At 56.3% G+C, this 14613-nt stretch carries 10 protein-coding genes and 1 pseudogene; 4 read left to right on the top strand and 7 right to left on the bottom strand.

Annotated elements, in window-relative coordinates; translation table 11 throughout:
• Positions 1 to 82: 82 nt before the first annotated feature.
• From ACEWFR_RS21075 to ACEWFR_RS21065, 3 genes are all read right to left on the bottom strand, one after another.
• Positions 83 to 244 carry an HVO_A0556 family zinc finger protein gene (locus tag ACEWFR_RS21075; protein ID WP_374062891.1) on the bottom strand — a complete coding sequence of 54 codons (162 nt, stop codon included), beginning with the start codon at positions 242 to 244 and terminating at the stop codon, positions 83 to 85.
• A 2863-nt stretch (positions 245 to 3107) separates the two neighbouring features.
• The gene (locus ACEWFR_RS21070) at positions 3108 to 4031 is read right to left on the bottom strand and encodes an NAD-dependent epimerase/dehydratase family protein (protein WP_374062890.1); all 924 of its coding nucleotides are present in this window, start codon (positions 4029 to 4031) and stop codon (positions 3108 to 3110) included.
• A 224-nt stretch (positions 4032 to 4255) separates the two neighbouring features.
• A complete protein-coding gene (locus ACEWFR_RS21065; protein ID WP_374062889.1) occupies positions 4256 to 4726 on the bottom strand; it encodes an NUDIX domain-containing protein in 471 nt (156 codons plus the stop codon).
• A 697-nt stretch (positions 4727 to 5423) separates the two neighbouring features.
• On the opposite strand from ACEWFR_RS21065, the gene ACEWFR_RS21060 reads away from it, so the two are divergent.
• Positions 5424 to 5954, top strand: a complete 531-nt coding sequence (locus tag ACEWFR_RS21060; protein WP_374062888.1) for a metal-dependent hydrolase — start codon at positions 5424 to 5426, stop codon at positions 5952 to 5954.
• A gap of 413 nt (positions 5955 to 6367) precedes the next feature.
• Here the strand turns inward: ACEWFR_RS21060 and ACEWFR_RS21055 are convergent, their stop codons facing one another.
• Positions 6368 to 7351: a sugar phosphate nucleotidyltransferase gene (locus tag ACEWFR_RS21055; protein WP_374062887.1), complete on the bottom strand. Its 984-nt coding sequence runs from the start codon at positions 7349 to 7351 to the stop codon at positions 6368 to 6370.
• Between the two features lie 237 nt (positions 7352 to 7588).
• Positions 7589 to 8536: an NAD-dependent epimerase/dehydratase family protein gene (locus tag ACEWFR_RS21050; RefSeq protein WP_374062886.1), complete on the bottom strand. Its 948-nt coding sequence runs from the start codon at positions 8534 to 8536 to the stop codon at positions 7589 to 7591.
• 501 nt (positions 8537 to 9037) lie between these two features.
• On the opposite strand from ACEWFR_RS21050, the gene aglF reads away from it, so the two are divergent.
• From aglF to ACEWFR_RS21035, 3 genes are all read left to right on the top strand, one after another.
• Entirely contained in the window at positions 9038 to 9769 is a 732-nt protein-coding gene (aglF, locus tag ACEWFR_RS21045) for a UTP--glucose-1-phosphate uridylyltransferase AglF (RefSeq protein WP_374062885.1), read from the top strand.
• A 343-nt stretch (positions 9770 to 10112) separates the two neighbouring features.
• The gene (locus tag ACEWFR_RS21040; protein ID WP_374062884.1) at positions 10113 to 10532 is read left to right on the top strand and encodes a hypothetical protein; all 420 of its coding nucleotides are present in this window, start codon (positions 10113 to 10115) and stop codon (positions 10530 to 10532) included.
• 1349 nt (positions 10533 to 11881) lie between these two features.
• Positions 11882 to 12682: an SDR family NAD(P)-dependent oxidoreductase gene (locus ACEWFR_RS21035; protein WP_374062883.1), complete on the top strand. Its 801-nt coding sequence runs from the start codon at positions 11882 to 11884 to the stop codon at positions 12680 to 12682.
• Here ACEWFR_RS21035 and ACEWFR_RS21030 read toward each other — a convergent pair whose 3' ends face one another.
• Together ACEWFR_RS21030 and ACEWFR_RS21025 are read right to left on the bottom strand one after the other, a co-directional pair.
• Entirely contained in the window at positions 12683 to 13585 is a 903-nt protein-coding gene (locus tag ACEWFR_RS21030) for an NAD(P)-dependent oxidoreductase (protein ID WP_374062882.1), read from the bottom strand. It abuts the gene before it with no gap.
• Positions 13586 to 14422: 837 nt separating this feature from the next.
• Positions 14423 to 14613: pseudogene (locus ACEWFR_RS21025) on the bottom strand (IS5/IS1182 family transposase); the annotation flags it as partial.

Raw genomic sequence — 14613 nt, 5'->3', positions numbered from 1 at the left:
GTTCGGGATCGTTGTTCGGCGTTCAAATTGACCGTTCTGCGACTATCGTTTCGCCGAAAACACAAGCGCAGCCGTCAGAGGGTCACCAGAACTGTGCGCCGGGCGTGTCACACGCATCGCAGACGACGGCATCGTTTCCCTTGTATGTGTCTTGGGTCAGTTCACCATCCGCACAGAACGAACAGTCAGTCCCCTCGAGGGAACTGATCGCCAACTGTGCAAGTTCCGTTCCCTGTTGTTGCATATCAGCTAACATGTCTCCCCCTTCCGTGATAAATCCGCTGGCCACGGTGATCTGATCACCGTCCTACGTCTCGCTCGTTGCGATGTGGAGCTATCGTTCTCGTGTTATTGACATCACCGCTTGTAACCTGTAGTGGTTCTCTAGTGCGGCACTCGGATCTCAAACGCCGAATGGCAGCGTAGTACCTAGGAAGGTGGCGCTGTGTCCGGTGTCAGTCTTCGGCATCCGTGGCGTCCCAGTTCGGCAGGCGCTCGAGCGAGTTCGGTAACTAGAAACGAGACCCATTCCAACCCATTGCCACCTGGTAATATAATCTAGCACAACTTCTGATGAAAGAGTTCGCCAAACCGCTACTCTTCGGGGACTGACAGTGACCGTTATTCAGGCACCCCGTCGTCGGCGGAGCAGTGGGAAAAGTCATCGCTCGCTGCTGAACAGTCGATCGGGCGATTGCAGGTCGACCATTTTTGCAGTTCGTGAAATATGTAGCTACATATAAGACAGTTCACTATAGATATGTTGATCGACGAGGCGGTGACGAGGATTGCCAATAACTCGACCGTCCCTCGTCATACCACCGTCCGAACACCCCATTGGCGGACGCAACCATACATCCACCACATCTTCCATAGACGGGTATACAGGGACTTCTGTCAGCCACGAGGCGTCGGTAGCGTCATCACATCGCTAGTCGTGTCACTGCTCGACCGACAGGTTTCGCTCGCAGCGCAGTTGTCGGTCAGTGATCCGGCCGAGGGTGGCCGGCCGTTACCGGCAGCAGGGGAGGCTCCTGCTACTCGTGGCCGTACTCGGATCGCGGCCTGAACCAGCGGTAGATAGTCAGTCAGGGCTAAGAAGGCAGGGATCGAAATCGCGATACTCACGCGGATGTTCTGGTCGCTGTCACAGATTATGTCTCTCCTAGCACTAGAGTAGACGCCTACCGATGGTTCTAGTACTAGCACTTGACAGCCAGATCATGACCAATATGACGATTAGGCAATATAGCCCGAGGATGATAGCAGCGACCGCTCTGCCAATCAGTGACCGCTGGCAATACGACATCGTAGTGCGAGCCACCGAGACACTCATCCTAGCTCCCAAGTGAGCGGGCGCTGCCTCGCGTGGTTATCTTTGTCGCTATGGTGACCAGAGATAAGCAGGCTAGGATCCACAGCCGAATTTGTGATCGACCCGTCATTTTATCCCGCTTAATTGGTCCACCGGTCGCTCCCGATATGACGCATTTCGCAGATATGCCAGCTTGCGACCGTGGGTGGATCTCACCCCTCGTCGGCGGAGACGCCTACACCGGGAATGGCTCCCGCGCCGTCATGGAGATTTCGGTAGGTCATACAATGGGGACAGCCGTGGACCGTACCGTCGATCCCAAACACACGAACGAAATCCTGCGTCACGTACGAGTCACACTCTTCACAGGTAGGCATCATCTCGAACAGATAATCGAACCTATATAAATCCACGTCCTGTTGGATGGCGAGGAGTGGGAGAGCGGTGTCAGCCGGCTGGTCTTACGGTCGGACCCCACATCGCTCTGTACAGTCATATCAGGACCGGCCGTTGGTGCCATTGCTTCTATAGCCAGTAACTATTACTATTCTTTATAATGATCTCAGCCCAGACTGTTCACTTTAGAACCTCTTTTTGGCGGGGATAGCGGAGGGGCTTCCAGAGGGGAACGTAGATGGGTCATGACTCAGCTCCGACCGAAGCTACACAGGCGGAGGTTGCCGCCGCGATTAACGCCGTTGAGCAGCCCCACGCGGCCACGGGGAGCAGCAGTGCGCATTCGTCGCCGGTCTGCTATACCTGTCGCTGGCTACGGGCTGTTCGCGCGACGCTCGCCGTGCATCGGCGCTTATGGTGTACGGTTTGTCCGTCTGCCGACGGCTGAGATGAGCTACGGTGCTCGTCTGGGCGGGGTACGTCCCAGCGTTCTCATCCCTGTCAGCGACGCTATGTCCGTCACCGCCCAGCCTTCCCGGTGCAGCGTTGCACCGGGCCGACAGCACACTCACGGCAGCGAGGGTACTGACCGCATGGCTCCCGACGATTACAATGCGTCACATCCATGCGGTGAGCCTGCAATACTGCATCATTTCACTATCTGTAGCTGACCCGAACAATCATCTGTCTGTGTGGAAGATATTCATGTGGCCGTCGCAACCCGGCCATCTCGTGAGGAGTTCCCCCTCTCCACTTCCCCTTTATCCACGCGTACCCGCAGCGGTCACAGCAGTCAGTACATCCTCGAGCATCGTGACATAGCCGAGAGCCGGCGTGCTCGTCCAAGGACGGTGAGATGTCTCCCTTCTCTGTGAAAAATCCGCTTGCCGCCACGCTCCGAATCAAGAGCCTTGACACTGGTCGACTGCGCGAGTACTATCACTGTCCTCCTGGCGAGTGAACCGCCTCGGGGTCAAGCCCCGAGGCACTCGGCCTGCTCCGCCTGTAGCCACCAGACGATTTCGGTCGGTTATATCTAGCTTCCTGGGTTCGTCGATGAAGTTTCGAGAGCTGCTAGTAGGGCCCAGTATGGCTGCTCGATCCCCGGATCGGCAGTGATGGTTCCAGCCGTGACGGGTGATCGACGCACTATACAGATCCGAATTTCCTCTCCTCTCAGCTCGAGGTGACATCGCTCGGTGCAGACGTCCGAGAGGCTCCCAGAATGCCGTCAGCCACTGCGACATGTCCGGGGAGTCGGTTCGACCGCCAATTGCTGACTGAGGCTAGCAGAAACGACGGTTTCGTTCAATTGCAGGTATGCCAGTGATCGGGCCGAGTCGTCCGTGACCGAAGCATGTATTGTGGTTCTTGCGTTGTGACCGCGGGTCGACAGTCAGACTGTTGTGAGTAGTTCGCGCGTCGCTTCGCGGACCGCTACATCGCTTTCGTGAGTCGGTCCCCACCCGAGTGCGTCGAGTTTCTCGATCGAGAGGCGCATCTTCGGGACATCGCCGGTCCAGCCCCGATCACCGCCGGTGTATTCGTAGTCGGGTTGGAGCTCCATCTCGTCGCTGACGATGTCGGCGATGCGCGTGACCGAGGTCGTCGTCCGCGTCCCGAGATTGTAGGTTGCAAGCGGGCCATCGGCGCGCTCTATGACTGTCAGCATCGCGTCGATGCAATCATCGATATGCATGTAGGACTTCTCCTGACGACCATTGCCAAGGATGGTGAGTGTTTCCGGGTTTTCCTGGAGTTTCTCGATGAAGTCGGGGATCACAGCACCGCGAAGCCGAGACCCGACGATGTTTGCAAAGCGGAACGTGCGGACGGTCAGATCGTGGGAATGAGCGTAGGTCGAACAGAGCCCTTCGTCGGCTAACTTGCTCGCCCCGTAGACGCTGATCGGCTCGAGCGGCGCATAGTCCTCCGGTGTCGGCCGCGGTGCCTCACCGTAGACCGTCGACGTTGAGGTGTACGCGAGGTTGGAGACCCCGACGTCGGTCATCGTCTCCAAGACGTTATAGGTCATTTGCGTGTTTGCCTCGAACTGGTCACGCGGACTGTCGGTGTTGACGGCTTTCGAGGCCGCGAGGTGGAAGACCTGATCGATATCGCTCGTGAGAACGCCCTCGAGGGCGTCGGGGGCGGTGAGGTCCTGTTCGACAAACGTCGCGCCATCGGGAACCCACTCTGTGCGGCCGTTCGAACAATTATCGACGATAGTGACGTCGTTGTTGGCCTCGAGAAGATGATCGGTCAGATGCGAGCCGATGAATCCCGCGCCACCGGTGATGAGAATCTGTTTGTTTTCCATACGTCCTCAGGGGAGTTGGGGACGGTAAACAGTTCGACTTCGCGGCAGGTATCGTGTTGTCATGCCTCCATTACTAGTATGTGGGACGGGCAGCCACTTGTGGTGTTCAGGTCCCGCAGCCGGCGAGCTCAGTGGTAACCATACTCCTCGAAGATCGGTTTCAATGGAGTGGTGCCCAGAACATTGGCCCACAGCTGGATCATCTGCTTCGATCTGACGGGACCCTAGTCGCGGATGAAGTGGATATAATCGTCGAGTGCGAGTGCAAACGGCTGCTCTGGCGGCAGTGGTTCCCACGTGTACTGATATGCGAGTCCATGTTCGTCGCCCTCGCCAGTGACGGTATGCGTCCACTGGTCACGTGATTCCTCGATGGTGATCTCGTAGAAATGGCGGATGTATTGTTTCGGTGGTTCGAGTGAGCGTGTCCAGACGTCTGTCGTCAGATACGAGATCGTCTGCAGGGACTCGAGGCCACTCTCTTCTTCGATTTCTCGAGTCACAGCGTCATGTGGTGTCTCTCCGTGTTCGATGGTTCCTTTCGGAATCTGGAGCCCCTCATACTCCGGACCCTCGAATACAAGGAGTTCGTCGGTGCCTCGTGTGATGTATGCACACGCCTTCTGGACATACGTTCCCGGGAGCTGTCCGTCCTCCACTGTCTCGGCTAGTTGGTGCCATCCCTTCTGTGCCATTGTTCCTACGCGATAGTTGTGACCGTATCTATAGCAATTTATTAAATATAGATAATCTTTGTTGCCAGCTGCTCGAGTGGTCTCACCATGTGGACCTGGCCTGGCGGAGCTACTTGTGACTTCGATAGTGAACTCCTTGACTGCGAGGATTCACTGCACCTAAAGACTGGCCGCTATTGGTTGGGCTCGTAGACCTGTTCATTGTTCTTCTCGAGCGCAATCGGTGGTTTTCGCCCCATTTTGTCATGTAGCTTGTTTGAGTTAGCGCCGGTGTCGTGGGCGTAGATTCGTGGGATGGAATTCCCGACATACTCGGGGGCAATATTGATCCTGAGTTCCTCGTTGAGCATTCCGACAGATTCGGTGACGGTATAGGCATCGCCAGTGTCGAGGTTGCATGATCGGCCGTAATCGAGGCCGAAGACGATGTCATCGACAGAGGTGACGTTCAGGACTGGGTGCCGTCGCCGTCGAAGACTGGCGTATCGCCGCTGGCGAGGCCGTCATACTTCGATCAGGAGTCCAAGTGGTGTCCGAGTAAGTAGGTCATTGAGAAGTCTCGTCCACGGTTCTGATAGTGGCGTTCGACACTGGAGATCGTGCAGAAGCAAGTTGCAACGCAAGCACGGTTTTGGGCTGGATTACAGGCATATTCGTTCGCAGAGAATATACATACTGGCGGCAGAATGGCACAGTAATGGATCTCCTCACTCACCTTTTTCTGCCCCTTGCAGTCGTCTATGTACTTCGCCCGAAGCTATTCGAGAACCCGCTTGCGTTTGGCGTGGCTGGCTTTGCGATCCTTCCGGACCTAGATAAGCTCGTGGCTGTGCCTGGTGGGCTGCATTCGCTCCTGACGCTGCTTCCCATCGCACTGGGCGTGGTCGTTATCGAGCGATGGTCGTTCGGCCAGCTCCGATACTCGCCCGTCATTGTCGGACTTCTCTATAGTCATCTCCTGCTGGATCTCGTTGAGGGTGATCTCGTCACCCTGCTGGCCCCGCTCGTCACAGCCGGACTCGAGTTACAGTACTCGAGTCAGGTTGTCTTCGGCGGTGAGTGGCCGATTATGGTTCGTGGTGAGCTGCTCTCAATGGTTATTCGGCAGCCGGAGGCAGGGGCTGGTGGCTCCGGAGTCAGCACCTACCCACTGGTCCGAAAATACGGGGTGCTCTCCATGCTCGTCTTTCTCGCCGTGGTTTCACCACAGTTTACTCATGATCGGTGAGGCGAACAGACAGAGTCACAGCGTAAGAGCAAGATTAGCTACTAGGTCTGGTAGATTCTGCATGGTCCTGCTGTTCGTGATAGGACAGGTTCGTGGGGGCGAGCAAGGGATATTAGCTTCTCTGCTATGGGATAGTCCCTTGGCGACGGTTACCGACTCCAAGGATTGGAGGTTGGCATCTTCCGGCCACTCGCCAAGATCACGGACCGCTAGTGGTACCAGCCGTCTCCGTTCAGCAGCATATCTCGAGACGTCAAAATGGCCTCCATTCAGTTGCTAACGTATGCGGTGGTTGTAAGCGGCCTGTCAAGGCAACTCTCTACTGTTCCAATTGGGTATTCGGCTATCGGATTCAGAGCAGGACTAAGCTCCTCGGTAACCACCACCGTGAGTCGAGTCCTAGGCCATGGTCGTTACTGGCTAGGCAGTGTTTCGTTGAGCGTCATCTCCGGACCGATTACCGCTGACTCCACTGCAGTCTCGCGGAGTTCGGCGCCCGTCCCCACAATCGCTCGCTCGACCGTCCCACCAGAGATTGTGGCATCGGGGAAGACGACACAATCCCGGAGGGTCGCGTCCTCGACGCGCGCGCCTTCCATGATGTGAACGTTTGGACCGATCGTCGTCTCCTCGACCGACGCGTCGGGATGGATGGCACTGTCACCGTCGAACTGCCAGGCGACGGCATCGAGATAGCTCTCAGGCGTCCCGATGTCAAACCAGGCGCCGTCGAACGTGAACGCGTCGACACGTTCGCGGGTGACGAGCCACTGGACGAACCAGCCCGGCTCGTCGGGATTGTTCTCCCCGGCCAGATACGTCTCGAGCAAGTCGAGGTCTTCTGCGCGGAACCCGTAGCAGGCGACCGAGACGAGCGTGCTCGGTGGGTCATCGGGTTTCTCTTGGAATGCGACGATCTCGCGGCCGTCGTCGTCGAGCTCGAGCACGCCGTAGGAGGTCGCGCGGTCGTAGTCCCCGACGTCGTAGGCGGCGAGCGTCGGCGTTGCTTGCTGGCGGAAGAAGTCGACGAACTCACTGACGTCGAAGCTGATGAGGTTATCTCCCGCAATCACGATCGTGTCGTCTGTGAGATTTTCTCGGTCGACGAGCTGTGCGAGGGCGCCGATAACGCCAAACTTCTCGTCTTCGTCGGTCGTGTCCTCGATCGAAAGTTGGGTTTTGTGGTAGTCATGGGTCTCGAGGTGGGCTTCGAAGTCGGCTGCGAAGCGTTCATTCGTCGAGACGTAGACATCGTTGATTCGGGCGTCAGTCTCGAGGTCCTCGAGCACACCATCGATGACCGTCGTGTCACCGACTGGAAGGAACATCTTCGGGCGTTGGCGAGTGATCGGCCAGAGTCGGGTAGCGTAGCCGCCTGCTAGTACGATCGCGTCCATAGGTTGGGAATCTCACGCCGTGTAAAAGCCGTTTCCTATTTGGGGTATATTGGTTTCAGGAGGCCTCCGTAAGTTGCTCCTCGGCGTCAGTACACTACGCATAGACCCGCTGGATCCCTCTTCAGGTCAATCTCCGGTTCCTAGCAGTTGGCTCGTCCACAGGGGGTGCCACCTCGAGAACCCTAGGTACTCAAGGGAACGGCAAAAGGTGAGGGTGTGACGGAGTAGACCGTCCGTCTACTGATGTGAAGAGGCCACCGCGTCGGTCTCGGTGTACTGTGCACACACCCGGCGCAGCCCCTCCGCGAAGTCGATCTCGGGTTCCCAGCCGGTTGCCTCGTACATCGTCGAGGAATCGGCACAGGTGTCGTGGACGTACACCGAGTCAGGAATTGGGTTTTCGACGTACTCTGGTTCGATGTCGGTGGCCAGCTCATCGTTGAGCATATCGACGACGGTGTTGAAACTATAGGCGTCGCCGGTCCCGAGATTATAGATCCCGGTGAGTTCATTGTCCGCCGCGAGTTCCAACCCACGGACGATATCCGAGACGTGGGTAAAGTCCCTCGTCTGGGTGCCATCGCCGTACAGGACAGGAGCTTCGCCGTTGGCCATATCGTCGGCAAACTGGGCGATCACGTTGGCGTACTCGCCCTTGTGTTCTTCGGCGCCGCCATACCCTTGGTAGACCGAGAAAAAGCGCATCCCGGCGACGTTCATGTCGTAGTGGTTGGCGAAGTACTCCCCGTAGTGTTCACGGGCGAGTTTCGATGCCTCGTAGCCGGTGTTGACGGTGACCGGCATGTCGACCGGCGAGGGCTCGGTTCGACTCCCGTAGATCGAGGAGGTAGAGGCGTAGACGACCGTCTCACAGCCGTCTTCGCGGGCCTGTTCGACGACGTTGACGAAGCCCTCAACGTTGACGCGGGCTCCCTCGGTGGGGTTCTCCTCGTGCATCGCATAGGAGGAAAGCGCCGCGAGGTGGAAGACCACGTCGACGTCCGTCGGGAGGTCGTCCTCGAGGACGCTCCGATTGTGGTAGTCGACGCCGGACTCGAGATTTGCGGACGTGCCGAGGTACTCGTCGTCGATCACGACCACGTCGTTCGTCTCCGCGAGATGATTTGCGAGATTCGAGCCAATAAACCCTGCCCCACCCGTTATCAGGACGCGCTGATTCTGCATGTCACTACGACTGGCAGCCACCTATGAGAACGCTATGGTCTCCGGACGTACGTGAGCCCCATGCGCCCGAGGGCGGTCGCTGTTCACGGTGTTCGACGCTGCGAGGTAGAAGACCCGATCGACGTCGCTTGCGTCGGCAGGCCGCACCGCCAACCTGTTCGTTCCCGTTATCCTGAGTATACTCGGCGCAATACGGTCGATACTCAAAGAAGCGATCAGCCTCGTCATCGCAATCATCACGTTCCCGCTGCGCGCTCTCCGTCGGTTGCTGTAGCCGACGCGCGGTCGCTTCTCGGTTCCGGCACGCTCCGCATTCTTCCGCCAGTTCGACGCCGACGGACGCTGCCGTGCTCACCGGTGGCCTCGAGTTGCCCGCGGCGACGATCCGACGACGCTCGTGCTGCCGAGCATGCTCGCGTCTCGCGGTCAGTGTCTCCCAGAGGCGCTCCAGGGGCTACCCGACCGGAACCATCATGTGTCGGCACGGTGTACACTCTAGCAATGAAAGCCGTCGTACTCGCCGCCGGGGAAGGAACGCGTCTCCGGCCGCTGACCGAAGACAAGCCGAAGGGGATGGTCGCGGTCGACGGGGAGCCGATCCTCACCCACTGTTTCGATCAGTTGGCCGCGCTCGGTGCCGACGAGCTGATCGTCGTCGTCGGCTATCTCAAAGAGCGGATCATCGACCACTACGGCGACGAATACGAGGGGATCCCGATCACCTACGCCCACCAGCGCGACCAGCAGGGGCTGGCCCACGCGCTGTTGACCGTGGAGGAGTACATCGACGACGACTTCATGCTCATGCTCGGGGACAACGTGTTTCAGGCGAACCTCGAGGACGTCGTGCGGCGCCAGCGCGAGGACCGCGCCGACGCGGCGTTCCTGGTCGAGGAAGTCCCGTGGGACGAGGCCGACCGGTACGGGGTCTGTGATACCAATAAGTTCGGCGAGATCACGGACGTCGTGGAGAAGCCCGACGATCCGCCGTCGAATCTCGTGATGACCGGGTTCTACACCTTTACGCCCGCGATCTTCCATGCGTGTCATCTGGTACAGCCGTCTAATAGAGGGGAGTACGAGATCAGCGAGGCGATCGATTTGTTGATCCAGAGCGGGCGGACGATTGATGCGATTGGGCTCGAGGGCTGGCGGATCGACGTCGGCTATCCAGAGGATCGGGAGGAAGCCGAACAGCGGTTGCAACAGAAGGTGACCATCGAAGAGGACTGATCGGACCTTAACTAGTACACTAGTAGGACATCACCTCAGTGACTGGCAGTGACTCCAGTATAGGCCGAAGATTACTCCTCGGGGCACATTATCGTCGTTGAAGTGGTGTCTCGTTTCACATATTTTCGAACCTTGCTCAGGTAGGAACCGATATCCTAGTACTCGTTGCTGGCTCCCACACCGGTCCGATTATCGTCGTAGTTCCGAGTTCCGAGACGTTCCCATCGGGGTGAAGATGCCACGATCCACATTTTAAGGCCACTCCGTGCCTCCTCGCGGAACTGGAAGAAACCGGCGCCGACATGGTGATGGGAGTCGCCTCGAGAGAGATATCGAGTCCGGTATGATACCGGTGTTCCACCAGTACGGCGGCAATTCGCTCCTGACGCGCTTTTTGAACGTCTTCAACGGCCCAGGCGTCAGCGACGCCCACAGCGGTTTCCGAATCGTCACCCAGGAGGCTTACAAGACGATGGAGTTGGACCCGACCGGGATGGAGTTCTCCTCGGAGATGATCATGGCGGCCGGCGCCTCCGGCCTCGAGATCGTCGAGATGCAGATCGTCTACCACGAGCACGAGGGCGAGGGGGCCCTCGAGAGCTTCAAAAACGGCTGGCGCCACGTCAAGTTCATGCTGGTCAAGGCCCCGAGCTACCTGTTCTCGGTGCCGGAGCTGCTTATGGGTTTAATCGGCCTGGCAATGATGGAGATCGCATACAGCAATATGTCCGTTAACGTGGAGACAACGGCACCCATTCGATAATCGCCAGCAGCCTGCTGACCCCCGTCGTCTACCGATTTCCAGTCTCGACGTCTTTACAGCCGTGTCGAACGATCTAGACACCGGCGGATCCGCTGACAGCATGGGAACCCGAGTGTTGCCGTTCAAACCTGGCGCAACGGACGGCCTGGCGGTGGTCGTCGTCGGCAGCGCCGTATGCGGCAACGCTGGTCTCACGGTGGGTAGCGAACGGGGTCCTCACTTTCACGTTCCAGGATGTCTGACAGCTAGATCGCCGTCCGTACAGCGCTGGCATCTGTGGCCACAAATGCTCTCAGAATTAGCATGAATCACTATCCACATTCGCACCTCGAGCAGGCAATCCCACCCATCACCGTCTGCGTGCGTTTTCGGCTCCGATTCGACGTTTAAACCCTCATTTCGGCCGTTTAGAGTGATATTTGTACCGAACATGAAAAAGAACCCAGTTAATTGCCTTCCAGAATATTTCGATTGACTAGGTCGAACTCTAGGCTGAGATAAATCACCCAGATGAAGGCCCACACCGGATTTTCGGGGCAATTATTTGGGATTCCTGATTAGAGCATTCTTTATGTGTGCCAGATTTTATCATGCCCCAATTTTCTCTGAAAGGTATTTCACCAAGCAACGTTTATAAGTAGTCTTCAGGTCAAGAAACCGGTCTTATTTTTTGGTTTATATTAATCAGATTTGATCGATCATCAGAGCACACCCACAGGAACCGAATTGATGCACTTGGCGGCGTCGGAGTACGATGTCACAAGCTCCTCGCACTCTTTGAAGAGTGGATGAGTCACGTGAGAATACCAGAAGCAGAGACTGACGCTACAGGAGTCGATCGCTATCGCTACGCAACCAAGGTGTGAGTCCTGACTAAAGACGAATACTGGCAGGCCCAATACCGATCGCAACTGTATACCGTCGCCTGCTCGGAGGGCCATGCTCCTTGCAAAGGACCCCCTCACTCACGATAATCTTCTTGAGAGTAAATGATATATTGAACATCTCATAACAGCATCAACCTTACCTAAACGTTGAGAAGACTCGAAAGACCGGATCCTTGGGGTCAAACTCGATTTATAGTCCAGATTTAATTTTTGGAAAGGGCAGCCCACAGTCAGAATATGTCTATGCAATGGACCTCCCACTAACCAGTAGTGGCCTTACTCAGACTTGTACTCAGATCAATTAACTGAAAGGCTGTCTAACCCACATTTCGGACACTTTCTTTGGATCGGCGTATCGTTTTCCTGTATATCAGGCTGATTTGAATAGGAGGCGATAAGGCCAATGATGAATATTTACAGTTGTGACAAAGAACACACCGCGTTGCATTCGTTCATAGAAGCATGAGCACGAGTTATAATATTTCGCGACTTGAGGGTCGTACCGCGATTATTACGGGATCAACACGTGGAATTGGTGAAGAGATTGCCCGACGATTTGCGTCCGAAGGTGCAGCTGTTGTGATTACAGGTCGAACACAACCAGACGGGGAGGCGGTTGCCGAGTCGATTGTAGATGCTGGGGGGACGGCAAACTTCGTCGAAGCCGATATGCGCAATCCGGACGACATTGCGGCATTAGTTGAGGCGACCACTGAGGAATTCGGATCAATAGATATCCTCGTCAACAACGCTGCCGTCCCGACTGAAAAGGACGTCGGAGAAACGACTATTGAGGACTGGAATCTCGTGCTTGAAACAGACTTCCGATCGTACTGGCTCTGCGGGAAACATGTACGCGACCACATGGACGACGGTAGTGTTATCAACGTCTCTTCGAACCACGCGTTTACGACGATGCCAGCACATTTCCCCTACAACGCGGTCAAGGCCGGTATTAACGGAATGACGCGGGCGATGGCACTTGACTTCGGTCCAGATATCCGTGTCAATACAATTAACCCTGGTTGGGTTGCCGTCAAACGGACGACGGCCGAGATGTCTACCGAGGAACGAGAGGAGTTGGCGTCAATCCATCCTGTAGGGTGTATCGGTCAACCTGAAGATGTCGCAGGCGTTGCGGCATTCCTTGCGAGCGACGACGCTGCGTTCGTAACGGGCGCAAGTATTCTCGTTGACGGAGGCCGCTCAGCAGTCATGCAAGATGACACCTTACCAGATTATCGAACAGCCAACAACGAGTAGTCAGCCGTCAACAAGACCGCTGATGAGATTTTCGACGGCGCGGTCGTTGACTCGTTCGACCGCTTCGTGGGTGTTTTGTGCGTTATGCGATCCCAGGATGGCGGAGTCAAACTCTGTTAGTGGATCCTCCGCTGGTAGTGGCTCTTCTTCAAAGACGTCCAACGCAACACCGCCGAGATTTCCCTCCTGTAGTGCGGAAACGAGTGCGTCTTGATCGACCAGTTCCCCACGGGCAGTGTTGATCAGGTAGCCATCCTCACCGATTCGTTGGAGTTCATTAGAACTAATCATCCCTCGTGTCTCTTCGGTAAGTGCGCAGTTGAGACTAACAACATCTGACCGATCGAGTAATTCGTTTTGTTCGACTCGTTCAATCCCTGTGGCTTCAACTAACTCATCGGGCAACGGTTCAATGTCTGTTCCCACTACGTCCATACCGAGTGCGTGAGTGCGCCGGGCGACAGTTGAGCCGATATCACCAATGCCAATGATGCCGAATGTTTTGCCAGCTAATGAGGTGCCGCGGGGACATCGCCACTCACCGCGTCTGACGGCCTGATCAATATGATGTAGTCGCCGTGTCAGCATAATCGCGTAACCGATGACGACATCCGCGACCTCGTCATTGAACACACCGGGCGTATTATAGATGGTAACTCTATGATTTTCTGCCGCTTCTGTATCAATCGCGTCAATACCAATCCCCCATTTCGAGATGACCTTCAGTTTGGAGGCTTCACTAATGACTCGGCGAGTAAATTCGTCGTCGCCTGCAAGGACGCCATCGTACCGGTCAATAATATCGAGTAGTTCTGATTTTGTGAGTTGCTGATCCACATCCGCAACGTCATACTTGATATCGTGGTCGGCGAATTGGTCGGCGTAGTCGTCAATCGAATCCATAATGAGTGGACACGATATCAGGACGCGGTATGTCATCTGTCGGGAATGCGTTTTCTGTCCGTAGAAGGTTTTCGTTTCAAATTTGATCTTCCCATAAGGCGCACTTCATCTGGTCAGTCCTCTAATCGTCCAGTGCAGATTTCTTTCTCCGAATAATATACTTTCTTCTATTAAATAATTATAGTTATTATAACTCGGATTCTTGTTCGAGGTTATAGACGGCGGCGGTCACCACGAGTTTACGGAACTCGCGGTACCACGCACGAGGGTGGCCAGCAGGGCCGAATCGACGCTTGATGGCCGAAAAGGCAGTCTCGGTCATCCAGTGCTGATCATATAACCTGTGTGTCCACACGTGCGTCGCGCGCGTGACCCTAGGCAGCGAACAGCCGGTGGCGCAGCAAGGTCCGAACGCACTCTGATCGGAGGGCGTCCCGCAGCGATTGGTCGTCATAGCCCTTGTCGCCGGCGAGACTCTCGGTTTCTCGATGTTGCGGAGGGCAACTCGACGGCCAGTCCGTGTGCCGTGCGGCCAGTGTGCCGAGCAGTAAATGTCGAGTATGACAACCGAATCTGTATCGACGAGCGCCGTCGTTTTGAGCGTGCCTATGTGGCGATCCGAGCGGTGTTGGTAGTGTCTCGATACCGTTTCGCGGTCGAAGAACGTGGTATCGATGGTCCCGCGTGAACCCGGATCGCAGATGTTTGTGGACTCCCGAAGGAACCCACGCCAGACCGACATGGGTACCTCTCGAATGGCCGGTACAGCGTTGAGGGGGCGGGAAATGCTGTCCGCGCGAGCTGTAACAGACCATGAACGCGATCCATCTCGCTTGCTCAATCGACGATTTCGCGGTACGTCGCATCCATGTAAACTCTCAAAAAGTGAAGCGTTACGTGCTGCCACCCGGGAAATCCGTGGCCAGTCGGATCACTCAACGCCGTTGGACTGGCGGCACAGCGCTTTTGAGCCAGCGACGCGGCTTGCTTAACGAAGCGGAAGAATAGTGTTGAAATCATAGTTCTGG

It is taken from the genome of Natrinema sp. H-ect4 (assembly GCF_041894845.1).
Taxonomy (GTDB): domain Archaea; phylum Halobacteriota; class Halobacteria; order Halobacteriales; family Natrialbaceae; genus Natrinema.
Note: the sequence above shows the minus strand (reverse complement) of the source record. Positions and strands in the feature narration are given on the sequence as shown.

What these genes read in the sequence shown, in the direction of transcription:
- ACEWFR_RS21075 (WP_374062891.1), bottom strand. Translation starts at nt 244, where the DNA reads ATGCAACAACAGGGAACGGAACTTGCACAGTTGGCGATCAGTTCCCTC.
- ACEWFR_RS21070 (WP_374062890.1), bottom strand. Translation starts at nt 4,031, where the DNA reads ATGGAAAACAAACAGATTCTCATCACCGGTGGCGCGGGATTCATCGGC.
- ACEWFR_RS21065 (WP_374062889.1), bottom strand. Translation starts at nt 4,726, where the DNA reads ATGGCACAGAAGGGATGGCACCAACTAGCCGAGACAGTGGAGGACGGA.
- ACEWFR_RS21060 (WP_374062888.1), top strand. Translation starts at nt 5,424, where the DNA reads ATGGATCTCCTCACTCACCTTTTTCTGCCCCTTGCAGTCGTCTATGTA.
- ACEWFR_RS21055 (WP_374062887.1), bottom strand. Translation starts at nt 7,351, where the DNA reads ATGGACGCGATCGTACTAGCAGGCGGCTACGCTACCCGACTCTGGCCG.
- ACEWFR_RS21050 (WP_374062886.1), bottom strand. Translation starts at nt 8,536, where the DNA reads ATGCAGAATCAGCGCGTCCTGATAACGGGTGGGGCAGGGTTTATTGGC.
- aglF (WP_374062885.1), top strand. Translation starts at nt 9,038, where the DNA reads ATGAAAGCCGTCGTACTCGCCGCCGGGGAAGGAACGCGTCTCCGGCCG.
- ACEWFR_RS21040 (WP_374062884.1), top strand. Translation starts at nt 10,113, where the DNA reads ATGATACCGGTGTTCCACCAGTACGGCGGCAATTCGCTCCTGACGCGC.
- ACEWFR_RS21035 (WP_374062883.1), top strand. Translation starts at nt 11,882, where the DNA reads ATGAGCACGAGTTATAATATTTCGCGACTTGAGGGTCGTACCGCGATT.
- ACEWFR_RS21030 (WP_374062882.1), bottom strand. Translation starts at nt 13,585, where the DNA reads ATGGATTCGATTGACGACTACGCCGACCAATTCGCCGACCACGATATC.